At 72.4% G+C, this 26,414-nt stretch carries 23 protein-coding genes; 9 read left to right on the forward strand and 14 right to left on the reverse strand.

What is annotated here, in order from left to right:
* Window positions 1-25: 25 nt before the first annotated feature.
* Window positions 26-1,195 carry a glycosyltransferase gene (locus ACZ4NB_RS07560; RefSeq protein WP_467659062.1) on the reverse strand — a complete coding sequence of 390 codons (1,170 nt, stop codon included), beginning with the start codon at window positions 1,193-1,195 and terminating at the stop codon, window positions 26-28.
* Window positions 1,195-4,041 carry a bifunctional glycosyltransferase/CDP-glycerol:glycerophosphate glycerophosphotransferase gene (locus tag ACZ4NB_RS07565; protein ID WP_467659191.1) on the reverse strand — a complete coding sequence of 949 codons (2,847 nt, stop codon included), beginning with the start codon at window positions 4,039-4,041 and terminating at the stop codon, window positions 1,195-1,197. The genes ACZ4NB_RS07560 and ACZ4NB_RS07565 overlap by 1 nt, the downstream gene beginning before the upstream one ends.
* Before the next feature lie 577 nt (window positions 4,042-4,618).
* On the opposite strand from ACZ4NB_RS07565, the gene ACZ4NB_RS07570 reads away from it, so the two are divergent.
* A complete protein-coding gene (locus ACZ4NB_RS07570) occupies window positions 4,619-5,482 on the forward strand; it encodes a Bax inhibitor-1/YccA family protein (RefSeq protein ID WP_467659064.1) in 864 nt (287 codons plus the stop codon).
* A gap of 133 nt (window positions 5,483-5,615) precedes the next feature.
* Here the strand turns inward: ACZ4NB_RS07570 and ACZ4NB_RS07575 are convergent, their stop codons facing one another.
* Window positions 5,616-5,843 carry a DUF4287 domain-containing protein gene (locus ACZ4NB_RS07575; protein ID WP_384433449.1) on the reverse strand — a complete coding sequence of 76 codons (228 nt, stop codon included), beginning with the start codon at window positions 5,841-5,843 and terminating at the stop codon, window positions 5,616-5,618.
* A 98-nt stretch (window positions 5,844-5,941) separates the two neighbouring features.
* Here ACZ4NB_RS07575 and ACZ4NB_RS07580 point away from each other — a divergent pair, with 98 nt between their 5' ends.
* Complete coding sequence (locus tag ACZ4NB_RS07580) at window positions 5,942-6,301, forward strand: hypothetical protein (RefSeq protein WP_467659066.1); 360 nt, start codon at window positions 5,942-5,944, stop codon at window positions 6,299-6,301.
* Between the two features lie 70 nt (window positions 6,302-6,371).
* On the opposite strand, the gene ACZ4NB_RS07585 is transcribed toward ACZ4NB_RS07580, so the two are convergent.
* The 3 genes from ACZ4NB_RS07585 to ACZ4NB_RS07595 all read right to left on the reverse strand — a co-directional run bounded on the left by ACZ4NB_RS07585 (window position 6,372) and on the right by ACZ4NB_RS07595 (window position 10,464).
* Entirely contained in the window at window positions 6,372-7,328 is a 957-nt protein-coding gene (locus ACZ4NB_RS07585) for a hypothetical protein (RefSeq protein ID WP_467659067.1), read from the reverse strand.
* Between the two features lie 669 nt (window positions 7,329-7,997).
* A complete protein-coding gene (locus ACZ4NB_RS07590; protein WP_467659068.1) occupies window positions 7,998-9,218 on the reverse strand; it encodes an acetyl-CoA C-acetyltransferase in 1,221 nt (406 codons plus the stop codon).
* A gap of 232 nt (window positions 9,219-9,450) precedes the next feature.
* Window positions 9,451-10,464: an SGNH/GDSL hydrolase family protein gene (locus tag ACZ4NB_RS07595; RefSeq protein ID WP_467659070.1), complete on the reverse strand. Its 1,014-nt coding sequence runs from the start codon at window positions 10,462-10,464 to the stop codon at window positions 9,451-9,453.
* 193 nt (window positions 10,465-10,657) lie between these two features.
* Between ACZ4NB_RS07595 and ACZ4NB_RS07600 the strand changes: the two genes are divergently transcribed.
* Together ACZ4NB_RS07600 and ACZ4NB_RS07605 are read left to right on the forward strand one after the other, a co-directional pair.
* Window positions 10,658-12,046: a cystathionine beta-synthase gene (locus ACZ4NB_RS07600; protein ID WP_467659072.1), complete on the forward strand. Its 1,389-nt coding sequence runs from the start codon at window positions 10,658-10,660 to the stop codon at window positions 12,044-12,046.
* A gap of 351 nt (window positions 12,047-12,397) precedes the next feature.
* Entirely contained in the window at window positions 12,398-13,024 is a 627-nt protein-coding gene (locus ACZ4NB_RS07605) for an antibiotic biosynthesis monooxygenase (RefSeq protein ID WP_467659074.1), read from the forward strand.
* 26 nt (window positions 13,025-13,050) lie between these two features.
* On the opposite strand, the gene ACZ4NB_RS07610 is transcribed toward ACZ4NB_RS07605, so the two are convergent.
* The 4 genes from ACZ4NB_RS07610 to ACZ4NB_RS07625 form a co-directional block, all read right to left on the reverse strand.
* Window positions 13,051-13,467: a hypothetical protein gene (locus ACZ4NB_RS07610; RefSeq protein WP_467659075.1), complete on the reverse strand. Its 417-nt coding sequence runs from the start codon at window positions 13,465-13,467 to the stop codon at window positions 13,051-13,053.
* Window positions 13,468-13,508: 41 nt separating this feature from the next.
* Entirely contained in the window at window positions 13,509-14,921 is a 1,413-nt protein-coding gene (locus ACZ4NB_RS07615; protein ID WP_467659077.1) for a purine-cytosine permease family protein, read from the reverse strand.
* A gap of 113 nt (window positions 14,922-15,034) precedes the next feature.
* Window positions 15,035-15,595 (reverse strand): cysteine dioxygenase, encoded by a 561-nt coding sequence (locus ACZ4NB_RS07620; protein WP_467659078.1) that lies wholly within the window; start codon window positions 15,593-15,595, stop codon window positions 15,035-15,037.
* Window positions 15,592-16,563, reverse strand: coding sequence for an amidohydrolase family protein (locus tag ACZ4NB_RS07625; protein ID WP_467659079.1), 972 nt, complete (start codon window positions 16,561-16,563; stop codon window positions 15,592-15,594). The genes ACZ4NB_RS07620 and ACZ4NB_RS07625 overlap by 4 nt, the downstream gene beginning before the upstream one ends.
* 158 nt (window positions 16,564-16,721) lie before the next feature.
* Between ACZ4NB_RS07625 and ACZ4NB_RS07630 the strand changes: the two genes are divergently transcribed.
* Together ACZ4NB_RS07630 and ACZ4NB_RS07635 are read left to right on the forward strand one after the other, a co-directional pair.
* A complete protein-coding gene (locus ACZ4NB_RS07630; RefSeq protein ID WP_467659080.1) occupies window positions 16,722-17,771 on the forward strand; it encodes a LacI family DNA-binding transcriptional regulator in 1,050 nt (349 codons plus the stop codon).
* Window positions 17,772-18,002: 231 nt separating this feature from the next.
* Window positions 18,003-19,082 carry a sigma-70 family RNA polymerase sigma factor gene (locus tag ACZ4NB_RS07635; RefSeq protein ID WP_467659081.1) on the forward strand — a complete coding sequence of 360 codons (1,080 nt, stop codon included), beginning with the start codon at window positions 18,003-18,005 and terminating at the stop codon, window positions 19,080-19,082.
* A gap of 27 nt (window positions 19,083-19,109) precedes the next feature.
* On the opposite strand, the gene ACZ4NB_RS07640 is transcribed toward ACZ4NB_RS07635, so the two are convergent.
* From ACZ4NB_RS07640 to ACZ4NB_RS07655, 4 genes are all read right to left on the reverse strand, one after another.
* Window positions 19,110-20,036, reverse strand: coding sequence for an ABC transporter substrate-binding protein (locus ACZ4NB_RS07640; protein WP_467659082.1), 927 nt, complete (start codon window positions 20,034-20,036; stop codon window positions 19,110-19,112).
* A gap of 65 nt (window positions 20,037-20,101) precedes the next feature.
* Window positions 20,102-20,773, reverse strand: coding sequence for an ABC transporter permease (locus ACZ4NB_RS07645; RefSeq protein WP_467659084.1), 672 nt, complete (start codon window positions 20,771-20,773; stop codon window positions 20,102-20,104).
* A 7-nt stretch (window positions 20,774-20,780) separates the two neighbouring features.
* A complete protein-coding gene (locus ACZ4NB_RS07650; RefSeq protein ID WP_467659086.1) occupies window positions 20,781-21,458 on the reverse strand; it encodes an ABC transporter permease in 678 nt (225 codons plus the stop codon).
* Window positions 21,455-22,648 carry an ABC transporter ATP-binding protein gene (locus ACZ4NB_RS07655; protein ID WP_467659088.1) on the reverse strand — a complete coding sequence of 398 codons (1,194 nt, stop codon included), beginning with the start codon at window positions 22,646-22,648 and terminating at the stop codon, window positions 21,455-21,457. Before ACZ4NB_RS07655 ends, ACZ4NB_RS07650 begins: the two co-directional genes overlap by 4 nt.
* Window positions 22,649-22,886: 238 nt before the next feature.
* On the opposite strand from ACZ4NB_RS07655, the gene ACZ4NB_RS07660 reads away from it, so the two are divergent.
* From ACZ4NB_RS07660 to ACZ4NB_RS07670, 3 genes are all read left to right on the forward strand, one after another.
* Complete coding sequence (locus ACZ4NB_RS07660; RefSeq protein ID WP_467659193.1) at window positions 22,887-24,371, forward strand: aromatic amino acid ammonia-lyase; 1,485 nt, start codon at window positions 22,887-22,889, stop codon at window positions 24,369-24,371.
* A 196-nt stretch (window positions 24,372-24,567) separates the two neighbouring features.
* Window positions 24,568-25,548 (forward strand): MurR/RpiR family transcriptional regulator, encoded by a 981-nt coding sequence (locus ACZ4NB_RS07665; RefSeq protein WP_467659089.1) that lies wholly within the window; start codon window positions 24,568-24,570, stop codon window positions 25,546-25,548.
* A gap of 221 nt (window positions 25,549-25,769) precedes the next feature.
* Window positions 25,770-26,390, forward strand: a complete 621-nt coding sequence (locus tag ACZ4NB_RS07670; RefSeq protein ID WP_467659194.1) for a hypothetical protein — start codon at window positions 25,770-25,772, stop codon at window positions 26,388-26,390.
* The last annotated feature ends 24 nt before the right edge of the window (window positions 26,391-26,414 follow it).

Genomic DNA, 26,414 nt, shown 5'->3' on the forward strand with positions numbered 1-26,414 from the left:
CCTCCTCGCTTTGTGCGTTGTCGGCTCAGCGTTCCACAAGCGCGAACAGGCTCTCCCAGCGGCCGACAATCTCCTCCGTGGAGAACCGCTGGATGTTCTCCCGCGCGGCTTCGCCCATCGTGTCCCGAAGCTCCTTGTCGGACATCAGGGTGTCGAGATGCCGGGCGAATTCGGTGATATTGCCCGGAGGGGCCAGCAGCCCGTCCTCGCCGTCCGTGATGATCTCGTGGACGCCCGGCGCCACATCGAAGGCCACACACGGCACGGCGGTCGCCATCGCCTCCATCGGAGCCAGCGGGAAGCCCTCACCGCGCGAACTCAGTGCGAACACCGCGCTCTCCCGCAGCGCCCCGGGGACATCGCCGGTACGGCCCATCCACTCGACCGACGCGGCCACCCCCAGCTCCGCCGCCAGCTTGCGCAGCGCCTCGGCCTCCTCACCGGAGCCGTAGATCCGCAGCGTCCAGTCCGGGTGCTGCCCGGCGACCTTCGCCCAGGCCTCCAGCAGCAGGTCCACGCCCTTCTCCTCGTGGAGCCGGCCGATGCTGACCACGCACTTGCGGGACCGGTCCGAGGGGACGTCGGGGAAGAACGGCAGCGGGTTCGGCATGAAGCCGACATTGTCCATCCGCTGACGGATCCAGCGGTCGGCGTCCTCCCGGGTGAGCGTCAGCATCCGGTCGACGTCCGCGTAAAACCGCTTGACGCGAGCGAAACGGGACGACTTGCGGCAGGTCTCGAAGGATTCATGGCTCATACCGATCACCGTCAGCCCCGCGGTGTCGGCCTGCGCCACCCACTCCATCGCCCAGACCTGGGTGACGATCACCACTCCGCCCGGCTTGGCGGCCCGGAACAGCGCGCTCATCTTGGCCGCCTGCTCGCGCATACCGGCCTCGCGGGCCGTCCGGCGGCGCTGCTCGGCGATGTTGAGCCGGTCCTTGAGGCCGTGGACGGGGCGGACGCTCGGCGGGTGCTCGCTGTAGAGCGTGGTGGTCTTGAACGGCAGGTCGTCGGCGAGTTCGTGGACCCGGCCCTCGGGCGGCGGCACGATGCCGACGATGTGCACCCGGTGGCCCCGCTCGCTGAACAGGCGCGCCATCTGGTGCGACCAGCTGGTGATGCCGCCCATCTCGTTGACGCTGTTGGAGACGAAGAAGATGTCCCGCGGTTCGGCTGCGTACGACTTGGTCATCAACGGCTCCACTGCGCAAAGAACTGATCGACGATGCTCTTGGCGGCGTCGCCCCGGTCGTATTCCCCGAACCTGGCGACGAATTCCTGGCGGCGCTTCGCGTATTCCAGCGCCTGCGTCTCGAACGACTTGATCGTCTCGTGGAATTCGTCCTCGGTGCGGACCACCGGGCCTGGCGCGTGCTCCAGCAGATCGAAGTACGTACCCCGGCCCTCGTGGACGTATTCGTCGTAGTCGTAGGTGAAGAACATCAGCGGCCGGTCGAGCAGCGCATAATCGAACATCACCGACGAATAGTCCGTGATCAAACCATCGGCCAGCTCCAGGATCGGCGTCACGTCATGGCGCGCCGATACGTCGATGACCCGGCCCTGCACGGTCGGTGGCAGCACCACGTGATTGAGGTAGTGGGAACGCACCAGCAGGACATAGCGGTCGCCGAACTGGTCGGCGAAACGCTCCACGTCGAAGGGCAATGCGAAGCGCCCGTGCCGGCCCCCCGCCTTGCGGAACGTCGGCGCGTAGAGCAGCACGGTCTTGTCCTCGGGAATGCCCAACTCCGCGGCCAGCGGCCCGCGTTCACGCTTTCCCAGCTCCGCCTCGCGCTGCCGGGCGCGCACCAGCGCGTCGTTGCGCGGGTACCCCACGCGCAGCAGTGTCTTCTCCTGGAGCCGGAACGCCTTGGCCAGGGTGTGGACGTCGTGCTCGGAGCGGATCAGGAAGCGGTCGAAGCGGTCCAGCGAGCGCTGCTGCTCGGCCTGCTGCTGCCGGGTCTGTGCCTTCAGCGACGGCTGGTCGAAGCCCATGTTCTTCAGCGCCGAGCCGTGCCAGGTCTGGAGGTAGGTGGTCTCCGGGCGCTTGGTGAGCTTGAGCGGGTAGCTCTGGTTGTCCACCCAGAACTCGGCCTGGGCCAGCGCCTTGAGGTACGGCAGCGACCAGCGCCGCACGAGGGTGACGTCCTTGGGGAAGTCCTTCGGGGAGCCGGCGTACGACCAGATCGCCTCGAAGTCCAGGCCCTGCCGGCGCATCTCCTCGTAGATGGCGCGCGGACTGTCGCTGTACTGCTTGCCCAGATGGCTCTCGAAGACCACCGTGCGCTTCTTGATCGGCAGCCGGCTGAAGACCTCGTGGTAGGCGCGGAGCTTGGTGTCGCCGGAGGTGACCTTCCTGCGCAGCGCCTTGGCCTTGCGGAAGCCGGTCTTGGCCAGCGTCCCCGGTGTGCCGCGCACCCCGCGGGTGATCAGCTCCTGTACGCGCTCGGCGTTGCGGCCCTCGCTGACCAGGCGGAACGCCAGATGCCCCTTGGCGGAGGCGTGCGGCTCAAGGTGGTCGGCGACCATCCGCGTCAGCCGCGGGCGGATCGGCAGCCCGCCGGACAGCTCGGTGTCGGCGACGGTGAGCCGGGTGGTGGTGCGCACCCCGTCCACGTCCAGGCGGAGCCGGACGTCCCAGATGCTGTCGACGATGCCCAGCGGGCGCAGCTTGGCGGTGAGGTCCGCCACGGCCTCCCAGTGGATGCCGTCGCCGTCGTGGCGCACCGCGCGCACGGGGAACTGGAAGGACTGCAGACTGCGCCGCCGGGCGCTGAACTCCAGCTCGCCCTTGAGCCGGGCACCGGGCGGGATGACGCCGAGCGGATTGGTGATCCGGCCCGTCAGGGAGACGGCCCCGCCCGACTGGCGGTAACGGGTCAGCTGGTTGCGCAGGAACAGCTGGTTGACCGGCTTCTCGTGGTAGCCGATGTCGGTGACGTCCAGCACCTCGCGGCCGAACGCGTCGTCGAGGTGGCCGCCGCACCAGTAGATCCGGCCGTCGTGCTCGGCGAGCGGCGAGGAGAGCTTGTCGCGGTTGATGAGCGTGTCGACCGCCGGGATCAGGTTGTCCCAGTCACCCCGCTGGAGCAGGTAGGCGCAGATGGCCTGGATCGGCTGGACGCGCTCGTACGCCTCGGGAGAGATGCCCGCGAGGTATTCGCGGGAGAGTTCGGCGAATTCCCGGCGGTAGGACTCGTCCCGGAACGGCAGGTCCCGCAGATGCAGCACCAGGTCGTGCTTCAGGAACTTCACGTCCTTGGCGAGCCGCATCTCGGTCAGCCCGCGTTCGGCCAGCAATGCGTCGATGCGCCGGTGGATTTCCAGCCGGTGCGCATAGTTCGTCATTTCGTGCCGGCGGTTCGTCACCGATTTCACGGCGGCCCGCTCGAACACGTGCCAGAAGTAGACCTGATTGGGAATCAGGGTGATGCGCCGCGCCGCGAGATAGGCGTCGGCGATAAACATCAGGTCCTCGTAGAACATTCCCTTGGGGAAGCGGAGGTCGTGCTCGATGAGGAAATCGCGCCGATAGCACTTGTTCGTGGACAGGGTGTCCCATACGAACAGGTCCGGCAATTCCGTTACGGATTCGAGCGTACGGGTCGTGGAATAGAGCCAGGCGTACCACTCGTCCCGCTTCTGGTTGCGGGTGTCCTTGTGCAGCCGGACGCACAGACCGGAGACGATGTCCGATCCGGTCTCCTCGGCGGCCTCCAGCATATTCCGGCACGCGTTGAGTTCCAGGACGTCGTCGCTGTCGAGGAACATGACGTAGCGGCCCGCGGCGTGCTGGATGCCGGCGTTGCGCGGCTCGCCTCCGGCGCCGCTGTTCTCCGGCAGCCGGAAGGCTCTGACGCGGCCGGGGTGGGCGGCCGCGAGGTGTTGCGCCACTTCGAAAGAGCGGTCGGTGCTGCAGTCGTCGACGATCACCACCTCGACGTCCCGGAGCGTTTGGTCCAGCACGGACTGGACTGCGGTCGGCAACCGGTCGGCGTCGTTGTAGACGATGACGACTACTGAGACGTCAGGCACAGGCACCTCAACCCTCTTTCGCTACTGTTTTCCGCCAGAATAGACCCGTTTGTACCCTCGGATAACAACCGATCGCGCCCGCATCGCTACATACAGTAAGCCATCGGTGCAGCGTGAAGGGGCACTCCGGTGTTCGGATCTTGACCATGCGTCATCTCAGGAGATCGATCCACCGGGGCAGGTTCCGGCCGGAAGGGAAGACGGCTCCTGTGGTGAATCGGTTGCCTGCGGGCATGTGACGTGGGTTGCCCGGCGGTGCGCGGAGCACTTGCGATCAGACATTTATCGGATTCCACCCGGCGGCGGTACGGAGGGAAATGGCCGTTCGATCACGGGGGACCGAGATCGAATACCCGGAATGTCGGAAGCGGGGGGTCTGTGCGGGCGGCGGGGCGGCCCGCGCCGGGTCGGCGCCCGCCGCCTCCCGGGCACCTTCGCGGCGTCCCGGACGTCCTCCTTCTGGAGGACGTGTTGCACCCGGTTCGGGGAAAGATCCTGCTCAAGAACTAGCGACGCGCCTTTGCCAAGCCATTACGCTTGCCGTCAAGGCCGCGCAGGGCGGCCATGGAGGAGTGAGATGAGGAGCAGCAACCCGGTCTTCTCGCGTCGGGGGTTCAGCCGCGACACCGGCTACGCGGGCTTCAACGCACCGCCGCAGGCCGGGGGCCCCACCGCGAACCCGTACGCCGGCACGAACCCCTACGCGCAGGGCGGCAACCCCTACGCCCAGGACCAGCAGCCCGTAACCCAGGCACCGCCGCAGTACGCGCCGCAGTCCCGCCCGATGACGATGGACGACGTCGTCGCACGGACGGGCATGACGCTCGGCACGGTCATCGCCGGTGCCACCGTCGGCTGGCTGTTCCTGACCGAGAACCTCGGCTTCGCCATCGGCGCCGGTCTGGTGGCGATGGTGCTGGCGCTGGTGCAGTCGTTCAAGCGCAAGCCGTCGCCCGCGCTGATCCTGGGGTACGCGGCGCTGGAAGGAGTCTTCCTCGGCGCGCTCAGCGGCTTCATCAACGACCTGCCGAAGCTGAACGGCGCCCCCATGCAGGCGGTGCTGGGCACGATGGCGGTGTTCGTCGCGATGCTGGTCGCCTACAAGACGCGGATCGTGCGGGTCACCGCGCGCTTCACCCGCTTCGTGATGATCGCGGCGATGGGCTTCGTCCTGCTGTCGCTGGTCAACCTGATGTTCATGGTGTTCGGCGGCGGCGACGGCCTCGGCTTCCGCAGCGGCGGCCTGGGCATCGTCTTCGGCATCGTGGGCGTGGTCCTCGGCGCGCTGTTCCTGGCCCTGGACTTCAAGCAGGTCGAGGACGGCATCGCCTACGGCGCCCCGCGTGAGGAGTCCTGGCTCGCGGCGTTCGGCCTGACCCTGACGCTGGTGTGGATCTACATGGAGATGCTGCGGCTGATCTCGATCCTCCGAGGCGACTGACCCGGTCGGCCGCCACGGCGCATGACACACGAAGGGCCCGCAGGCGAACGCCTGCGGGCCCTTCGGCCCTTGTCGTGTGCGGGAGCGTGTCGTATGTCCCGAGCCGGACGGACGCCAAGCCCGTCATCGCGGGTCAGAACTTCCGCGCAGCGCGCCTGAGGTCGTGTTCATGGACGATCGCCTTGGCGTGCCCGTACGCGAGGTTGTGCTCGCCACGGAGCCAGCTGACCTTTTCGTCGAAACGGAAGAAGGCGGGGCCTTCGTCAACGGTGCGGAGCCATTCGGAGATTTCCCGGCCGGTGCAGTCCGGGATACGGGAGAGCAGATTCCGGTGGGTCTCTTCGGAGAAGAGCTGAGACATCGGCGCCTCCGGACGCGGTCGATGCTGGTTCTTCAGCACACCGTGCCTGAGCGTTCTGCCGTTGGCAACCACCCGGGAGTGGCGCATAGGCTCACGGCGTGCTTGACGTGACCCCCTTGCAGACCGCCGTGGACGCCCTGGCCGACCGCCTCCGGTCGCTGCCGCAGAGCAGACTCGGCCGCGGCGCGGCGGCCGAAGGGCTGGAGCTGGCGCGGTGGTTGGCGACCCGTGCGCAGCTGATCGAGCGGCCCGAAGAGCCCCCGCGGGAGCTGCCGGACGCCGGGATGTTCGCGGTCGGCGACCAGCTGGCGGTGGCCGGACACGACCTGGTCGAGGCGCTGCGGGCGGCGGCCGCCCGCCCGGCCGGCGACGCCGCGGACTCTGACGCGAAAGTGGCCCCCGCCGAGGAGCTGGCGGAGGCCGTGCGATGCGTCCGGGCGGTGGCGGAGCGCTGCTAGGGGGTGACTGGGGTGTCTCCCCCTGGGGACAGATCCCGGGGGACCGCCCCAGCTGAGCCGCAGCGCCCGGTCAGAGCGAGGCGATGACGCGGTCGGCGAGGAGGTAGACGCTCTCCTCGCGGCTCTCGCCCCAGGAGAAGGTCAGGGCGTATGCGCCGGAGATCCCGGAGCCGCCCAGCAGCACCGGCGTGCGCCCGGAGTGCAGAGCGCCGGCGACACGCTCGGCGGCCTCCCGCTGCCCGGGGGTCAGGCAGAGCGTGGTGCCGTCGGCGAAGACATAGACGTCCAGGGTGCCCAGCGGGCCGGGGCGGACGTCGGCGACCGGGGTGCCGTCCTGGGCCAGCTCTTCCAGGCGTGCGACGGTGCGCTCGTGATCGCTGATCACCGGGTGCGGCGAGAAGTCGGGGTGCGAGGGGTGGCGCCGGCGGGCGGCGGCCAGCTCGGCGGACTCGGCCTCCTCGACGGGCTCCAACTCCGGTGCGTCGAGGGCTTCGAGCGCCTCCACGGACTCCAGGGCGTCCGGCCCCAGCAGCGGCTCGATACCGGCGAAGTCCGCCTGGCGGGGCAGGAACGGCTGGGTGTCGAGCCGGTCGAACTCCGGGCGCTCGGACAGCTCGCGGTGATCGGCGCGGGCGTCCAGCGGGCTCTCGTCGCCGAGGCCGGGCAGGCCGCCCATCAGCGACGGGGCGTCGGCGGCGTCCCTGGCCTCCTGCGCGGCCCAGAAGGCGCGCGCCTCGGCCAGCTCGCGCTCCCGCTCCTCGGCCAGTGCGTCGGCGACGGCGGCGCGTATGTCCGCGAGCGGGGTCTCGGCTGCCGGGTGCGTACGGGCGGCCGGGACGGCCGCGGTGGCCGCCGGTGCCGCGTCCGCGGCCTGGGCGCAGGCGACGGCGTCCTGACGGGCGGCGACGAGCTCGGCGTGCAGCTCGGCGATCTGGCCGCGCAGCGCACGGGCGGTACGCAGGGCGGCGGCCCCCAGCGCCACGGCGATGGCCGCGGCCGCTAGCAGGACGAGGGTGGTGACGCTCATGCCGAAACCTCTCTTCGCTCGGTCCCGCATGCGCGAGACGCGCAGCGTTCGGTGATTCGCCCGCGGCGCTCGCTCATGCGTCCTCCCCACTTCGCTCGGCGACCCGCTCGGCACGGGCCGCGCCTCGGTACTCGGACTTCCCCCGGCCGTCGGCCGGGGTGCCCCCCTTGACGCGCCTGCCACGGGGCGACTCCTGGTGACCACGAGATCACCGGCGTACTCCCGTTAACAGAATGTTCTCCGACTTCCTACATCAGCCTGCCGGGGGTCGGCGACCGCACCCGGTGCACTATGTCCGGAAATGCTGGAGGCGGTGGGCCTTACGGAGGCCGACCACCCCCTGCTGACCTGCAAGAACGCCGATCCCCCAGGGCGTTGGTCACAATCCTGGGGGAGATTGGGTCGCGATCTTGTTAACGCGTGACACGGCTCACGCCGTGTCGCCGCCCGTGTCCGTGCGGCAGCGAAGGGTGTGCGCCGGGCGGGAGTTGGTCCCTTTGCCCGCGCACACCCCCGGGAGGCGGGCCGCCGAGCCGTCAGCTCAGCCGCCTCGCCCTCTGCAGCTCAGCTCAGCCGCTCGTGCCTTCTGGTCGCGCTGGGCTTCGCTTCCGCTCCGGGTAGGGGTCGGGCACTCGTACCTCGCGCCCGACCCCTACCCTCCGCTTCAGCTCAGCTCAGCCGCTCGATCACCATCGCCATGCCCTGGCCGCCGCCCACGCACATCGTCTCCAGGCCGAACTGCTTGTCGTGCCACTGGAGGGAGTTGATGAGGGTGGTGGTGATGCGGGCGCCGGTCATGCCGAAGGGGTGCCCGACGGCGATCGCGCCGCCGTTGACGTTCAGCCGGTCGAGGTCGATGCCCAAGTCCCGGTAGGACGGGATCACCTGGGCGGCGAACGCCTCGTTGATCTCGACCAGGTCGATGTCGGAGATCGACAGGCCGGCGCGCTGGAGGGCCTGCTTGCTGGCCTCCACGGGGCCGTAGCCCATGATCTCGGGGGAGAGGCCGGAGACACCGGTGGACACGACGCGGGCCAGCGGGGTCAGACCCAGCTCGCGGGCCTTGGTGTCGGACATGATGACCAGCGCCGCGGCGCCGTCGTTGAGCGGGCAGCAGTTGCCGGCGGTCACCAGGCCGTCGGGGCGGAACACCGGCTTCAGGCCGGAGACGCCCTCAAGGGTGACGCCGGCGCGCGGGCCGTCGTCCTTGGAGACGACCGTGCCGTCCGGCAGCTCGACGGGGGTGATCTCCCGCTCCCAGAAGCCGTTCTTGATCGCCTGCTCGGCGAGGTTCTGGGACCGTACGCCGAACTCGTCCATGTCCTGGCGGGTGACGCCCTTGAGGCGGGCGAGGTTCTCCGCGGTCTGCCCCATCGCGATGTACGCGTCCGGGATCAGGCCGTCCTCGCGCGGGTCGTGCCAGTCGGAGCCCTCCTGCTCGGCGCGCGCCACGGTGCGGGCCTCGGCGTCGGCGAAGAGCGGGTTGTGGGTCTCGGGCAGGCCGTCGGAGGTGCCCTTGACGCTGCGCGAGACCGTCTCGACACCGGCCGAGATGAAGACGTCGCCCTCGCCGGCCTTGATGGCGTGCAGTGCCATCCGGGTCGTCTGGAGCGAGGAGGAGCAGTAACGGGTGATGGTGCAGCCCGGGAGGTGGTCCATCCCCATCTGGACGGCCACGATGCGGCCGAGGTTGTGGCCCTGCTCGCCACCGGGGAGGCCGCAGCCGAGCATCAGGTCGTCGATGTCGGTGGGGTCCAGCTCGGGGACCTTGGCGAGGGCGGCCTCGATGATCTTCGCGGTCAGGTCGTCCGGGCGCACATCCTTGAGCGAGCCCTTGAAGGCGCGGCCGATCGGGGAGCGGGCGGCTGAGACGATCACGGCTTCGGGCATCACGGCTCCAGGGAGGTCGATGTGAAGGGGCGGCGCGCAGCGCCTCGTTGGGGGGCGGTGGTCGGGTCACGGGTGGGATGGACTGTGATGGAAGTTACCTGCGCGTAGTGCTGAGGTCACGGGGTGCGCGCTGTGATGCGGGCCTCTTTTCTAAGCGAGCGCTTATGGGAACGGGGAGGGAACCCCGGGTATTCCCGTCCGGCTCCCTCCCCGCCGCCCGTCGCGGGGCGCGTCAGCCCGTGATCGACGAGGGGTCCGTGGGCTCGGGCTCCGGCAGCTGGCGGCGCCTGCGGTGCTTGAGCAGCGCCCAGGGCGCACGGGAGGCGGTGACCTCCGTACCGCCCTCGGAAGCCGCCTCGGCGGCCGCCTGCTCGACCGGCAGCAGCCCCTCGCCGCGGGCCGGCTCCGGCCGCTCCTCCTCCGGCCACAGGCCCAGCGCGGCGCACAGCGTCGGCAGGACCGCCATCGCGGCGGTGGCGTAGCCCTCCGCCGACGGGTGGTAGTTGTCCGGCCCGAACAGCTCCCGGGGATGCGCCTCGAACTCGGGCCCGAGCAGATCGCCCAGCGAGACCGTCCGCCCGCCGCTCTCGATCACACCGATGGTCTGGGCGGCCGCGAGCTGCCGGGAGAGCCGCCGGGCCACCCAGCGCAGCGGCTGGTAGACCGGCTCGATGGTGCCCAGATCAGGGCAGGTGCCCACCACCACCTCGCAGCCCGCCGCGTGGAGCTCGCGCACCGCCTCGGACAGGTGGCGTACGGACTGCGCGGGCGGCATCCGGTGAGTGACATCGTTGGCGCCGATCATGATGACGCAGACGTCCGGGGTCTCGGTGCCCTCCGCCAGCATCAGCTCCACCTGGCGCGCCAGATCGTCCGACTGCGCGCCGGGCAGTGCCACATTGCGGAATTCGACGGGCAGTTCGGCGACGGCGGCCAGGCCCGAGGCGAGCAGCGCGCCCGGCGTCTGGGAGGCGCGGTGCACGCCCTGGCCGGCGGCGGTGGAGTCGCCGAGGAAGCCGAGCCGCAGGGGCGGTGGGTCGGTGCGGTGGCCGAAGGCGGCGCCGTAGCGGCCGTCGGCGCAGGGCGGGATGTCGCTGGAGCCGCCGACCGTACGGCGGGCCAGCCGCACCTCGGTCAGCAGCACCCCGACGGTGGCGACGCCGAGCAGGCCGATCCCGCCCCCGCCGACTGCGGCGGCGGTCGCGATCCGCCGGGCCACCCTCGCCCTGGACATGGTCATCGGCATCGGCCGGGCACCTCCCCGTGCAGCGCGGGCGCGCCGCGGCGGAGCCGGGCGCGCTCTTGAATCGGCAAGAACTCCCACAACAGGGTGTTGCCCGTTCGCGCACGGAACGCAACGCATCCGCCGTCCAACCCACCCGGGCAATAGGCTGGCGGCACGGGCGCAGGAGAGCGTGCCCCCGACCGCGGAGACCACCGTGCAGTTTTACGATTCGATGATTGAGCTCGTCGGCAACACCCCGCTGGTGCGGCTCAACAGCGTCACCCGAGGAATCCAGGCCACCGTCCTGGCGAAGGTCGAGTACTTCAACCCCGGAGGTTCGGTCAAGGACCGGATCGCCGTGCGGATGATCGAGGCCGCCGAGCAGTCGGGTGAGCTGCAGCCGGGCGGCACCATCGTCGAGCCGACCTCCGGCAACACCGGCGTCGGCCTGGCGATCGTGGCCCAGCAGAAGGGCTACAAGTGCATCTTCGTCTGCCCGGACAAGGTGTCCACGGACAAGATCAATGTGCTGCGGGCCTACGGCGCCGAGGTGGTGGTCTGCCCCACGGCCGTCGACCCCGAGCACCCGGACTCGTACTACAACGTCTCGGACCGCCTGGTGCGCGAGACGCCCGGCGCCTGGAAGCCCGACCAGTACAGCAACCCGAACAACCCGCGCTCGCACTACGAGACCACCGGTCCCGAGCTGTGGGAGCAGACGGACGGGCGGATCACCCACTTCGTGGCGGGCGTGGGCACCGGCGGCACGATCAGCGGCACCGGCCGCTATCTGAAGGACGCCAGCGAGGGCCGGGTCAAGGTCATCGGCGCCGACCCGGAGGGCTCGGTCTACAGCGGCGGCTCCGGGCGCCCGTATCTGATCGAGGGCGTCGGCGAGGACTTCTGGCCGACCGCCTACGACCGTACGGTCGCCGACGGGATCGTGGCGGTCTCGGACAAGGACGCCTTCCAGATGACCCGGCGGCTGGCCAAGGAGGAGGGCCTGCTGGTCGGCGGCTCCTGCGGGATGGCCGTGGTGGCCGCGCTGGAGGTCGCCGCGAAGCTCGGTCCGGACGATGTGGTGGTCGTGCTGCTGCCGGACAGCGGCCGGGGCTATCTGTCCAAGATCTTCAACGATGAGTGGATGGCCGACTACGGCTTCCTGGAGGAGGGCGGCACCGCTGCCCGGGTCGGCGATGTGCTCCAGCACAAGGAGGGCGCGCTGCCCTCGCTGGTGCACATGCACCCCGAGGAGACCGTCGGCGAGGCGATCGAGGTGCTGCGCGAGTACGGCGTCTCGCAGATGCCGATCGTCAAGCCGGGCGCCGGGCACCCCGACGTCATGGCCGCCGAGGTCGTCGGCTCCGTCGTCGAGCGCGAGCTGCTGGACGCCCTGTTCACCCAGCGGGCCTCGCTGACCGACCCGTTGGAGAAGCACATGTGCCGGCCGCTGCCGCAGGTCGGCTCCGGCGAGTCGGTCTCCGACCTGATGGCCGTCCTCGAAAGCGCGGACGCGGCGATCGTCCTCGTCGAGGGCAAGCCGACTGGCGTGGTGAGCCGGCAGGACCTGCTGGCCTACCTGGCGCGCGAAGCCGGTAAGTAGCGGCTCCGGGCGGCCGCTCTCCGGGGCGGCCGCCGCGGCCCGCGCGTCCGTCACGGCGTCAAGTTGCCGTCAGGAAACGGGCCGACGCCGCAAGGTGTACGTATGCGTCATGTGCTGGCAGCACGGGCTTAACACTCGTCGGGCACATTGATGTGCACGGCGATACGGACCTCCGGAGCGGCTCCCGGACTTCCTCGATCGCCACCCGGATGCGACGACCGGCCCTGACCCGGAGCGCGTCCCTTGCGGGGACCGCCGTCGTCCCGCCCCCGGCCCCGGCCGGGGTGCGGCGGTCCCCGCCACACTTCCCCCTTGACCTCAAGTGCGGTTGACGTATCAGGGTCGACGCTCATGACGCACTTTCTGGATCTCGTCCACCCGCACGCCGGTACGGCCTTGATGAGCGAGTGGCTCACGGGCACCGCCGCGCGTGCGCGCGCGGCCGCCGACGCCATGATCGACGAATGGGCGGCGGCCGAGCCGCCCGCCGCCCTCCTCGCCCAGCATGTGTTCCTCTCCACCGACGGCAGCGGACTGCTCCACTACGCACAGTGGACCAGCGACGAGGCGCACCTGGCGTGGGCCCGCGCCCGCCGCCCCGCGGTGGTCGGCCGCGTGGACGCGCTGGTGCCCGGTATCGAGCGGCCGGGGCTCGACCGGACCCGCCTGCACCGCAGCGTGGTGCACGACGCGGGGCGGGAACCCGGTGTCCTCGTGGTCGCCACGACGGCGGCGGACCGGGCGGAGGCCGCCGTCGGGGCGGCGCCGGGCCTGCTCGCCGGGCACATCCATCTGACGGCGGACGGCGGGCGCGCGATCGTCGTCACGGAGTGGACCGACGCCGCCGCGCAGGAGGCGGCCGCCGCCGACGGCCCGGCCTTCAAGCGCTATACGCTCCTTCACGCCTTCCGCGACGGCCGCGACTCCTTCCGCGACGGCCGTGCCGAGGGTGCGGGCGGCGGGCCGGAGCGCTCCTGAGGGGCGGTCCCCGTCAGCGGTCCCTGTCAGTCCCACTCCCCGTCCCGGCGCTCGTCGCGCCGTCGCAGCAATCGGCGGATGCCCACGCTGTGCACGGCGTTGACGGCGGCTATGCCGGCCCAGCACACCACCAGGCCCGGCAGTTCGGCGCTGCTCACGGCTATCGCGGAGAGCGGGACGGCCAGCACCAGCGAGAGCGCGGCGACCCCGAAGCGCTCCCAGAAGTCGCGGTCGGCGCTCTGCGCGGTATGCGGCGGCCGGGCGCCGCGTGCCACGTGCAGCTGCTGTTCGGCGAGCTGCCGCCGCACCCGCCGCTCCACGCTCTCGTCGAGCTTCTCCAGGAAGGATTCCACCAGCTCCGACTCGTACGACGGGCCCAGCTCCTTTCGGGTCTGGAGGGTCGCGTCGAGTTCTTTGCGCAGTTCGGGGTCGTGTGTCGCCATGCTGACGAGGTTACGGACCTCGACGGCGCCGCGCGGTAGGGCTAACCCCCCGAACCGGCGGGGGCCTTCCGCCCGTCGTCCGCCGCCGCCTCCGGGAGGCGCGCGGTGTCGCGGCGGGCGGCCAGCCAGTACCCGACGGCCGGTACGGCGAGTCCGACCAGCCAGGAGACGTCGGCGCCGCCGAGGCGGGCCACCAGGGGGCCGGTGTAGAAGTGCGTGGCCAGGAACGGGAGTTGGACGAGCACGCCGAGGGTGTAGACGGCGAGTGCCCGGACGTTCCAGGCGCCGTAGCGGCCGGTGGGGTCGCTGAGCGCCGGAATGTCGTAGCGCTCCTTGGAGATCAGGTAGTAGTCGACGAGGTTGATCGCCGACCAGGGGGTGAAGAAGGCCAGCAGGAAGAGCAGGAAGTCCTTGAAGGACGTCAGGAAGGAGTCCTTGCCCAGGAGGGCGACGGCGGTGCCGGCCACCATGATCCCGGCGATGTACGCGGAGCGTCCGCGCGGCGAGAGCGTCCGCTGCCTGCGGAAGCCGCTGACGCTGGTGACCAGCGACATGAAGCCGCCGTAGGTGTTGAGGATGTTGATGGTGAGCTTGCCGAGGGCGATGGCGAAGAAGAGGAACGAGGCGATCAGCCCGGTGCCGCCCAGGCCGACGACGTAGCCGACCTCGTGGCCGACGAACGCGGTCGGCGCCGCGGCGGCCGCCAGCGCGCCGAAGGTCATCGACCACTGCGAGCCGAGCACCGAGCCGGACAGCGTCCACCAGAACGTGGCGCGCGCGGAGGTGTGCCGCGGCAGGTAGCGCGAGTAGTCCGCGACGTACGGGCCGAAGGCCAGCTGCCAGGAGGCCGAGAGGGAGACCGCGAGCAGGAAGACCGGCAGCCCGAAGCGGTGGTCGGCCAGCAGCGCGCCGAGGTCGGCGTGCTGCGCCAGGCGGACGCCGAGGTAGACGAAGGCCAGTGCGCAGACCAGGCCGGCGATCCTGCCCAGGGTGTGGATGAGGCGGTAGCCGACGGTCGCGGCGACGGCGGTGACCGCGGCGAAGAGCACGATCCCGGGCGTGGCGCCCAGGTGTGTCAGCTGGCCGACCGCCTGCCCGGCCAGCACGCTGCCGCTGGCGAAGAACCCGATGTACATCACGATGACCAGGGCGAGCGGCACCACCGCGCCGCGGACGCCGAACTGCGCCCGCGAGGTGATCATCTGCGGCAGTCCGAGCCGCGGTCCCTGCGCCGAGTGCAGCGCCATCACCGCACCGCCCAGGAGGTTGCCGAGCAGCAGCCCGATCAGCGACCAGAAGGTGTTCGCCCCGAAGACGACGGCCAGCGCACCGGTGATGACGGCGGTGATCTGGAGATTGGCCCCCAGCCAGAGCGTGAACTGGCTGACCGCGCTGCCGTGCCGTTCGTCGTCGGGGACGACGTCGATGGAGCGCCGTTCGACCACACCTGCCATGAGTGCCGCCTCGCCTTGTCGCATGTATGAGTTCATGCAGGATCGGCGTCTGTGAATGGAAGGTCAATAGGTGGGGCCGGAACGGCGGTTGAGGTGTGGCGGTGGTCCGTCGCTCAGGCGGCGGCCGGCGGGCCGTCCAGGGGGCGCAGCTCGTCCGCGTACGAGACCGAGACGCGTCGCATCAGCCCGTCCTCGGTGATGTCGTACTGGCCCAGGCGCCACAGCGGCGGCGAGTAGGCGTGCACCGACACCGCGTCGTCGGTCGCGCCGGTGAGGCGGTGGATGTGCTCGGGCCCGAAGCAGAAGGAGGCGCCCGCGCCGACGGCGGTGGCCAGATGCTCCCCGCCGATCCGGGGGTTGGACTCGGTCAGCACGCCCTGGACGACCCGCACCGCCCCGGAGGAGAGGTCGTGGTCGTGCCAGCCGGTGTCGTTCTGCCGGGTCCAGCACAGCAGCCAGACGTCGACGAACTCGTCGCGGTACAGGGACGCGTAGTGCCGCTCGGTGTCGGAGAACGCGACGTCCCCGCGCCACAGGTCCGGGCGGGCCGCGAGGCGGTCGACCAGGGACCGCAGCTCGCGCTTGTCGAGGTTGCGTGCGGGCAGCGTGGCGAACGGCGACTCGCCGTCGGGGACCTCACGGGCGGCGTCGGCCTGGGAGGCGGCGGACGTCATGGGCGGGCTCCTTTCGTCGGGCCCAGCAGGCGGGCCGGGTTGGCGGTACGCAGGGCGTGGACGGCGGCGTCCCCGCCGAGGCCGGGGAGGGCGGGATCGAGAGGTGCGGCGCGCAGCGCCTCCCGTGGAGGGCGGTGGCGGGCGAGGGGCTGGGCGTAGGGGCGGTCGCTGCCGCTGACGACGACGTCGATGCCGACGGCCCGTATGAGGGCGTCCACGGCCCGGGTCCCGTATGAGGACGTCTCGTAGAAGGCGTCGTGGTCCACCCGGCCGCGGTCCTGCCCGCCGCCGCGGGCCACCAGCCGCTCGCCGTGCAGCGGCGCCAGGCCCGCCAGCGCCGCGAAGCAGACCCGCAGATCCGGGTGGCGCGGCCGGCCGAAGGCGCGGAAGGCGAACCAGGAGGCGTGCATCTGCTGGACGTACGGCACGAGCGCGGGCCACCACGGCGGTGCGGCGCCGTCCGCGGGCGGGGCGGCGCCGGGGTGGACGAAGAGCGGTTTGCCCAGCTCGGCGGTGACATCCAGCAGCGGTGCGCAGCGGGCCCAGCCGTCGGCGTCGAGCAGCGCGGTGGCCGGGAGCTGAAGCCCCGCGCAGCCGCGGGCCAGCTCGTGCCGCAGCGCGGCGGTGTCCGGCTCGGGCGCGGACAGGCAGGCCGAGGCCCAGACGCCGAAGGGGGCGGGCAGCTCCAGCGCGCCGTCGTGGAACGCGGCCAGCAGCGGCGCGGCCTCCTCCGTCGGGAGGTACTCGATGCCGAGCGGGCTGGAGAGCGACACCAGGGCGAGGTCGAGGCCGTCGGCGCGGGCGAGGGCGGTGCGGGCCGCGATGTCGTGATCGGCGGGGTCGACGGCGTACGGCGGCTCACCGGGCAGGTGCAGCGTCCAGCCGTCCAGCCGCGGCGGTGCGCTGCGGGCCCGCAGCAGAGCCCGGAACGCGGGGGGCCAGATGTGCTGATGGACGTCGGTGGGCACCGGCGGCGACCTCCTCGACCGCTTCACTTAACCGCTTAACTGATGCGATTAAGTGAAGCGGTTAACCGACTCGGCTGTCAAGGGAGCGCGGCATCCGCCCGAGCCCGCGGCCGCCTCCTGCGCGGGAGGCGGCCGCCTCCTTGGGTAGGCTTCCGGACATGGCCAGGCCCAATAAGCGCACCACCCTCCGCGAGGTGGCCGAGGCCACCGGACTCTCCACCGCCGCCGTCTCATACGCGCTGCGCGGCAAGCACGTCTCCAAGGAGACCGAGGAGCGGGTGCGCAAGGCCGCCGCCGACCTCGGCTACGAGGCGGACCCGATCGCCCGCGCCCTGGCCAGCGGCCGCACCAGCACGGTCGGCGTGCTCGCCGGAGACCTCCAGGACCTGTGGCAGCAGCAGCTGATGGCCGCCATAGGGCGCGAACTGCTGGCCGGTGACCGCTATGCGCTCATCCTCGACGCGGGCGGCGACCCCGAGCGCGAGCTCGCCCTCGCCAAGCAGCTGCGCGACCAGCGCGTCGACGGTCTGCTGGTCTCGCCCGTCGACCCCTCCGCCGAAGGCTGGTCGAAGATCGCCGAAGCGGTGCCGGTGGTCTCCATCGGCGACGCCCTGAGCCGGGCGCGCACCGCGGGCGAGGTGCTCTTCGACAACCGCGCCGGCATCGACGCGGTGCTGGACTACCTCCGCGGCCTGGGCCACCGCCGGGTCACGGTACTGACGCCCACCGGCCCCTCCACCCCCGACCGCCCCGCCGACGTCTACGTCCGCGAGGCCGCCGACCGCCTCGGCATCGAGGTCGAGGTCCTGCCCTGCGCCCAGGAGCTGGGGGAGGCCACCGAAGTCGCCCGCCGGGTGCTGACCGGCGACCCGGACGGCCGGCGGCGCCGCGCCGCGCGCCCCGCCCCGCCCACCGCCGTGTTCTGCTTCTCCGACTCCATCGCCTACGGCGTCTACGCGGCAGCCGCCGAGGCGTCCCTGGCCGTCGGCCGCGACCTGTCCGTCGTCGGCTTCGACGACCACCCCGTCTCCCGGGTCCTCACCCCGCCGCTGACCACCGTCGACTGGGGCCTGACCGAGATCGCCAAGGAGGCCGCCCGCCTCGCGGTCGCCGCCATCGAGGGCCGGCGGGTCCGCCGCAAGCGCATCCTGTGCGCCCCGCGGCTGTCCGAGCGGGGCTCGGCGCTGCGCGCGGCCGAGCCGGGCTGATCGGCCGGGCTGGGCGCCGCGGACCCCTGAGGCCGCCCGCCTCGCGGTCGCCGCCATTGTCGGGCATGACGGCACCTCAGGGCCTGTCCGAGGGGCCCTGGCCGGGCCCGCGCCCCCGAGCGCCCACCGCTCGCGAGGGGCATGCCGGGGGAGCAGACTGGTGCCGGGCGCTCCGGTAGCGTCGGGGCGCGGCGGCCGGTGGTCGGTCGGCGGGCGGATGGGCGGTCCTCGATGAAGCGGTCCTCGGCGAGCGGTACGACGGCGGCGGGCGGATCGGCGGTATCGGCGCCGACCGGTGGTGAGCGCGGTGAGCGGGCGGCGCCGCAAGGGGAGTTGGCGGACCGCCTGGAGGCGCACCGCACCGAGCTGACCGGGTACTGCTACCGGATGCTGGGCTCGGCCTTCGAGGCCGAGGACGCCGTGCAGGAGACCATGGTGCGGGCCTGGCGCGCACACGACCGGTTCGAGGGGCGGTCGTCGCTGCGGTCCTGGCTCTACCGGATCGCCACCAACGTCTGCCTGGACCTGCTCAAGGGCAGTCGGCGCCGGGCCCGGCCGATGGACCTCTCCTCCCCGTCGAGCGTGGACACCCCGATCGGAACGGGGCTGCCCGAGGCGACCTGGATCGGACCGGTGCCCGATGAGCGGGTCCTGGCGTCCGCCGGGGACCCGGCCGAGACCGCCGTCGCCCGGGAGTCGATCCGGCTGGCGTTCGTCTCCGCGCTGCAGCGGCTGGCGCCCCGGCAGCGGGCGGTGCTGATCCTGCGCGAGGTGCTCAGCTGGTCGGCGGCCGAGGTCGCGGAGCTGCTGGGCGGTTCGGTCGCCTCGGTCAACAGCGCGCTGCAGCGGGCCCGGGCCACCCTCGCCGCCGGCGGTGAGTCGGCCGACGCACCGCCGCGCCCCCTGGACGACGCCCAGCGGTCGCTGCTCACGCGCTACGTCGACGCCTTCGAACGCTTCGACATGGACGCCCTGACGGCCCTGCTGCACGAGGACTCCACGCTCTCCATGCCGCCCTACGAGCTGTGGCTGCGCGGCCGCGCGGACATCCTCACGTGGCTGCTCGGTCCGGGCTGCGGCTGCGAGGGCTCGCATCTGGTGCCGGTCGCGGCGAACGGCCGGCCGGCGTTCGGCCAGTACCGCGCGGACGGCTCGCCCTGGGCGATCCAGGTCGTCGAGACGGATGGCGAGCGGGTCACCGCCCTGCAGTCCTTCCTCGACACCGAGCGGCTCTTCCCGCTGTTCGGGCTGCCGCCGCGCCATGCAGGCCCGCCCGCGGGGGACCGGACGCCGGCCGCGCCGGGCTCGTAGGTCCCGCCGGTCCCCGCGCCGCCTGCCTCAGGCCAGCTTGTGCTTCTTCAGCCAGGCGTCGGCCACCCGGTCCGGGTCCTGCTTCTCCTTGTCCACGAGGCGGTTGAGCTCGGTGAGCTGGGCGGTGGTCAGGGTGTTGCCGAGGCGGGCGAGGGCCTTGCGGACCCTGGAGTCGGCCTTGCGGGCGGCGATCAGCGGGACGATGTGCTGGGCGGGGATGAGGTGCTCGGGGTCCGCCAGCAGCACCCAGCCGTTCTCGGCGATGTCGACGTCGGTGGTGAAGACGTTGGCGACGTCGACATCGCCCTTCTTCAGCGCGCCCTTGACCAGCGGCCCGGACGAGTCCAGCGCCTTGAACTCCTTGAACGTCACGCCGTACACGTCCTTGAGCCCCACGACCCCGACCACCCGCTTCTTCATCTCGGCGGCCGCGCCGAAGACCAGCTCGCCGTTGACCCTGCGCAGATCGGCGAGCGTGCGCAGGCCGTGCCGGTCCGCGGTCGCCCGGGTCACCGCGAAGGTGTCGCGGTCCTCGGCGGCCGCGTACGGCAGCACCTCCAGGCCGTCGGGGAGCACGGTGGCCAGCGCGTTCTGCATCGCGCCCGCCTCGGTCTCGGTGGCCTTGCGGTCGAGGTAGAGCAGCAGGCTGCCCTGGTACTCGGGGAGCAGGTCGATATCGCCGGAGCGCAGCGCGGGCACCACGATCTCGCGGGAGCCGAGGTTGGGCTTGACCGTGGTGCGCACCCCGGCGGCCGACAGCACGCCCGCGTAGAGGTAGCCCAGGATCTGGTTCTCGGTGAAGTTGGCGGTGCCGATGGTCAGTCCGCCGCTGCTGCTGCCGCTGTCGCCGCCGGCGCCGTCCCCCTTGAGGGAGGTGATGCCGGAGGAGCAGGCGGCCAGCAGCGGGGCCGAGGCGCCGGCGAGGAGAGAGGTCAGGACGGTACGACGGTTCATGGGAGGGGCTCCTCGGGACGTACGTACGGGGGCGGGGCGGGCGCGTCGCGACGGCGGCGGGCGCTTCAGCGGGCGGTGGCCGGGCGGCCGCGGAACAGCAGCCGGGTCAGACCGCCCAGGGCCAGGTCGGCGAGGACGGCGAGCACGGCGACCAGGGCCGCGCCGCCGAGCACCTGCACCAGGTCGCGCTGCGCCAGGCCGTCGAAGACATAGCGGCCCAGCCCGCCGAAGCTGACGTAGGCGGCGATGGTGGCGGTGGCGACGACCTGCACGGTCGCCAGCCGGACGCCGGTCATGATCAGCGGGAGGGCGAGCGGGAGTTCGACCTGCCACAGGATCTGGTGGCCGCGCAGCCCCACGCCCTTGGCCGCGTCCTTGACCTCGGGGTCGACCGCGGCCATCCCCGCGTAGGTGTTGGTGATGATCACGGGCACCGCGAGCGCGACCAGCGAGACGTACACCGGCCAGACGCTCAGCCCGCCGGCGAGGAAGACCAGCGTGACCAGTCCGACGGTGGGCAGCGCCCGGCCGAAGGAGGAGAGGTTGACGGCGAGGAAGGCGCCGCGGCCGGTGTGCCCGATGAGCAGGCCGATCGGCAGCGCGATCACCGCGGCGGCGAGGGTGGCGAGCACCGAGTACTCCAGGTGCTCCAGGATGCGGGTGGCGATGCCCTCGGGGCCCGACCACTGGGCCGAACTGGTCAGCCAGGACGCGAGGTTCTTCAGGAGTTCGAGCATCGTCGCATCACGCTCGCTTCCACAGCTTGGGGGCGGACGTACGGGAGGTGCGGCCGCGCCGCCAGGGGGTGCACAGCCATTGGACGGTCACCAGTAGGGCGTCGGCGACCAGGGCGAGCAGCAGGGTCAGCAGCACACCGGCGACGACCGGGGTGGGGAAGTTGCGCTGGAAGCCGTCGGTGAAGAGCTGGCCGAGGCCGCCGTAGCCGATGTAACTCGCCACGCTGACAAGGGAGATGGACATGACGGTGGCGACCCGTACGCCCGCCATGATCACCGGGAGGGCGAGCGGCAGCTCGACGGTGAGCAGGGTGCGCAGCGGCCTCGTCCCCATCGCCTTCGACGCCTCACGGGCCTTGACCGGCACCGCGTCCAGCCCCTCGACGGTGTTCCGTACCAGCACGACCAGGGTGTAGGCGGTCAGGCCGACGATCGCGGTGGTGCGGGTCAGCCCCGTCACCGGCAGCAGCAGGACGAAGAAGGCGAGGGAGGGGATGGTGTAGAGGATGTTGGAGGCGCCGAGGAGGAAGCCGCGCAGCGGCCGTACGCGGTGGGCGAGGACCGCCAGGGGCAGCGCGATCAGCAGCCCGAGGAGGACGGCGGGCACGGCGGTGGCCAGGTGGTCGAGGGTGAGCCGGGTCAGTTCGTCGGCGTGGTCGGGGAACCAGCCCCATTCGACGGTCATGCGGGGCGCTCCGTGGCCGGCGCGGTCTTGAGCAGGGGGGCCGCTGCGGACGTGCTCGCGGCGGCCTGCGGGGCCACCGTGGGCGCCGCCGCCCGGCCCGCCTCGGCGTGGCTGCGCCGCGCGCGCTGGTGGATCGCCTCCCGTGAGGTGACGCCGGCCAGTACGCCGTCCGCGGTGACACGGGCGACGGCGCCGGCCGGCGAGGACACCGCCTCGTTGAGCGCCGAGAGCAGCGAGTCGGTGTCGCGCAGCGGCCGTACGGCCTCCAGGGCGGCCTCGCCGGCCGTGCCGGAAGCGGGCAGCGCGTCGGTGTCCAGCCAGCCCAGCGGTTCGCCGTGCGGGGAGGTCACCAGGCGCCAGCGGTCGCCGTCGCGGGGTATCGCGCCGACCGGCTCGTCCGCGCGTATCGCCCGGCCGGGCGCGTGGGGGACCTCCGCGAGGCTGGTGAGGGTCAGCAGCTTCAGACCGCGTTCGGCCCCCAGGAAGTCGGCGACGAAGTCGTCGGCGGGGTGGGCCAGCAGCTCGGCGGGCTCGGCGCACTGGACGAGCCGGCCGCCGGTGCGGAAGACCGCGATCCGGTCGCCCAGGCGGACCGCCTCGTCGATGTCGTGGGTGACGAAGACGACGGTCTTGCGCAGCTCCTCCTGGAGTCGCAGCAGTTCGTTCTGGAGCTGGGTGCGCACGACCGGGTCGACGGCGCCGAAGGGCTCGTCCATCAGCAGCACGGGCGGATCGGCGGCGAGCGCCCGGGCCACGCCGACGCGCTGCTGCTGGCCGCCGGAGAGCTGGTGCGGATAGCGCCTGCCGGCGTCCGAGGGCAGCCCCACCAGCTCCAGCAGCTCGGCGGCGCGGGCGCGGGCCTTGCGCCTGCCCCAGCCCAGCAGCAGCGGGACGGTCGCGATGTTGTCGAGGATCGTACGGTGAGGGAAGAGACCGGACTGCTGGATGACATAGCCGATGCCGCGGCGCAGCTCGGCGGCGTCTGCCTCCAGAATGTCGCGGCCGCCGACGCTGATCGTGCCGGACGTCGGCTCGACCATGCGGTTGACCATCCGCAGGGTCGTCGTCTTGCCGCATCCCGACGACCCGACGAGGACGGTGACGCCGCCCTCGGGGAGATCCAGGGTCAGTTCGTCCACGGCGGTGGTGCCGTTCGGGTATCGCTTGCTGACTGCGTCGAACTTGATCATCCGCTGCCCCTTGCCCGGCCTGCATAGTGTCATGCACAGTCTTAGGTGTGTGAATAGAAGTCAATAGGCGGGAGTGAACAACCTGTTACACCGCGCCTTATGGCGTGTTACTCGCGAGTTATTGCTTTTATGGCGCCAAATTTTCCCCCGATGCTTCGAGTCACCGTACGGAATGTGGTGTCGGACTTCCGTCCACAAAGAGCGTTATAAGAGGGAGTTGAGCCCCTTGCTTTCCCGCATGCTGGACAACGGCCGACGAGCCGGGACGCGTATCGCACTCGACGGCACCGGTCTGCACACCGCCGATATCGCCGCCCTCGCGGAGCGCACCGCGCGCCCCGCCCCGCCCGACCCCAAGGCCCTGGCCCGCGCCGCGGATTCCTGGGACACCGCCCGCCGCCTCGCCGCCACCGGACGGGTCTACGGCCGCAGCACCGGCGTCGGCGCGAACCGCACGGAGGACGTGGGGGCCGCCGACGCCGCACACGGACTCCGGCTGCTGCGCAGCCACGCCGGGGCCATCGGCGACCCGCTGCCCGCCCGCGAGGTCCGCGCCATGCTCGCGGTCCGCGCCAACCAGCTGCTGGCGGGCGGCGCCGGACTCAACCCCGCCGTCATCACCGCGCTCCTGGACGCGCTGGACTCCGGCGCCCACCCCGTCGTCAACGAACACGGCGCGGTCGGCACCGGCGACCTGGCCGCGCTCGCCCAGACCGGCCTCGCGCTGGCCGGTGAACACCCCTGGCACTGCACGACCGGAGCCCGGCCCCCGGCCCCCGTCGCCCTGGACAACAACGACGCCCTCGCGCTGATCAGCAGCAACGCCCTCACCCTCGGCCAGTCCGCGCTGGCCCTGGACGAGATGCGCCGGCTGCTGGCCGCCGCGCTCCCCGTCGCCGCGCTCTCCCTCCTGGCCGTCGGCGGCTCCCACGAACCCTTCGCCGAACCGGTCATGCTCGCCCGCCCGCACCCCGGCTCCGCGGCCGCCGCCGCCCGGATGCGCACCCTGGCCGGCATACCGGTCCGCCCCACGGCGCCCCTCGGCCGCATCCAGGATCCGTACGGCTTCCGCTGCATCCCGCAGATCCACGGGCCCGCGCTGGACGCCGCCGACACCCTGGACCACGTGCTGACCGTCGAGGTCAACGCCGCCGCCGAGAACCCGCTGATCAGCATCGAGGACCAGGCCGCCTACCACCACGGCAACTTCTACGCCGCGCACGCCGCGCTCGCCCTGGACACCTTCCGGCTCGCCGTCCTGCAGACCGCCCGCCTGTCCACCGCCCGCCTCGCCGCGCTCTCCGAACCGGACTTCACCCGGCTGCGGCCCTTCCTGGGCGACGCCGCCCCGGCGAGCTCCGGCGTGATGATCCTCGAATACGCGGCGGGCGCCGCCCTCGGCGAGATGCGCGCCGTCTCCCATCCGGCCTCGCTCGGGCACGCCGTGCTCTCCCGCGGCGTCGAGGAGCAGGCCAGCTTCGCCTCCCTGGGCGCCCGCCAGACGCTGCGCGCCTGCACGTACTACCGCCAGGTCCTGGCCTGCGAACTGGTGGCCGCCCTGCGCGCCCTGCGCATGCGCTCCCTCGAACCCGAGCCCGCACTGCCCCTGGCCACGGCCTACGCCCTCGCGGCGGACGCCCTCGACCCCCGGATGGAGGACCGGCCGCTGACGGACGACGTGGCGGTGGCGGCGGGGCTCCTGGACGCGCTGGCACAGGTGTGAGGGCCGCCCGGGCGCGGCCCCGGGCGGATCGGGCCGATCCGGGGCGCGGGGGAGCACCCCCGACAGCCTCCGCGAGCCGGGACGGCAGGCGACCGCGGCCGGATCGCGACGCGTACCGCGGCCCGGTGTGCGCAAGAAATTCCGTACAGTCGGTCGACACAGGACAAGGCCCCCACCGGGCCGGGAAGAAGAGGCGATGAGCGGGGACGGGGACAACGCCGGCGGCACCGGCGGCACGGCCGAGAACCGGCCGGCCGGCACGACGACGGAGCGGGAGCCGGCCGGGACGGCACCGGCCGCCGGGCAGGCGCGGCCTCGTGAGGCCGGCGCCGCCGAGGGCGCGGACACCGGCACCGCCGCCCGCCTCCAGAAGCTCTTCGAGGGCCACCGGCTGACACCCACCCAGCGCCGGATCGCGCACTGCATGGTGCGCCGGGCCGCCGACGCGCCCTTCCTCTCCAGCGTCGAACTGGCCGAACTGGCCGGCGTCAGCCAGCCGTCGGTCACCCGCTTCGCCGTCGCCCTCGGCTTCGACGGCTATCCGGCGCTCCGCCGCCATCTGCGCGAGGTCGCCCCCACCGGCAAGCGCGGCGACACCGGCACCGCCAACGAGTACCAACAGGCCGTCGAGGCGGAGATCGACAACCTCCGCCAGCTGGCCGCCGCCCTCGCCGACCCGTCGCCGGTCATCGAGGCCGGCCGGCTCTTCGCCGCCTCCCGCCCGCTGCCCGTCCTCGGCCTGCGCGCCGCCACCGCCCAGGCCGCCGGCTTCAGCTACTTCGCGCGCAAGGTCCACCCCGACGTCCGCCTCTTGGACGAGGGCGGCACCATGCTCACCGACCGCATCGACGCCGCCGTACGCGCCGGTGCGAGCGCCCTGCTCTGCTTCGCCCTGCCCCGCCACCCCCGCGAGGTCCTCGACGCCCTCGCCTACGCCCGCACGGCCGGCCTGACCGTCGTCACCGTCGCGGACAGCGCCTTCGCCCCCGTCGCCCACCACACCGACCTGCTGCTGCCGGCCCCGGTCGGCACCGGACTGGCCTTCGACACCGCCTGCGCCCCCATGCTCCTGGGCCGGGTCCTGCTGGAGGCGATGTGCGACGCCCTCCCGGACGCCCAGGCCCGCCTGGAGGAGTTCGACGCGAAGGCGGCGGCGCGCGGGCTGTTCGTGGAGTGAGGGCCGGGCGCCGCTACGGGACAGCCCTTGAAGCGTGGTGCGGACGCTTCAGGGCCGGGCGCCGTCTCAGGGAATCCTCATCCGGGCCCGCTACGCTCCGGCGCCCATAGCGGTGTGCCGCCGGGGCGTGCCGCCGTACGGGCACCGGACGACGCGAGGCGTTCACCGGCGTACGGGTACGACACGGCGGCCGGATGGTCTTCTGGGTGAGGAGGTCTGTCGTGGGGCGCGGGGCGTATGCGCTGGCGCGGGTCGCGGTGGTGGTGCGGGCGCCGGCCGGCTGGCTGTGGTGGCCGGGGCTGCTGGCCGCGGGGATCGGCGCGCTGGTGCCGGGGCTGACCGGGCGGGCGATCGGGCTGCCGGCGGGGGCGGCGCTGTTCGTGATCGCGGCGTTCGCGGTGTTCGCGGTGCGTCGGGGGCGGTATACGGCGCTGGCGCGCGGGGCGTCGCGCGCCGGGAAGGCCGTCATCCTCCAGGACCGCTCGGTCACCATCCGGGTCTGGCGGCGGGCGCACCGCTGGTGGCTGCTGCTCGCCTTCCTGGCGGCGGTCGGCTCGTCGTTCGCCCTGCCGGCGGCCGGCGGTCTGCTGATGGCCGGGGCGGCGCTCGGGCTGTGGGCCAAGGCCCTGTGGCTGGGCCGCTGGGAGCGGGAGCACGAGGCGCTGCTGTGGGTGCGTACGGAGTCCGCCCGGCGGGGCGGCGCCGCGGGCAAGGAGGTCCGCGGGTACGCGCTGACCGGGCTGGCGGCCGGGGACGCCCGAGCCGGGGGAGCGCGGACAGGAGGCGCACGGGCCCAGGGCGCGCGGGGCGGGGCGGCGCGGGCGGCGCGGGTCGGCCGCTGAGGAGCGGCGGTGGGCGGCTCCCTC

The sequence above is a fragment of the Streptomyces sp. NPDC026575 genome (assembly GCF_055567415.1).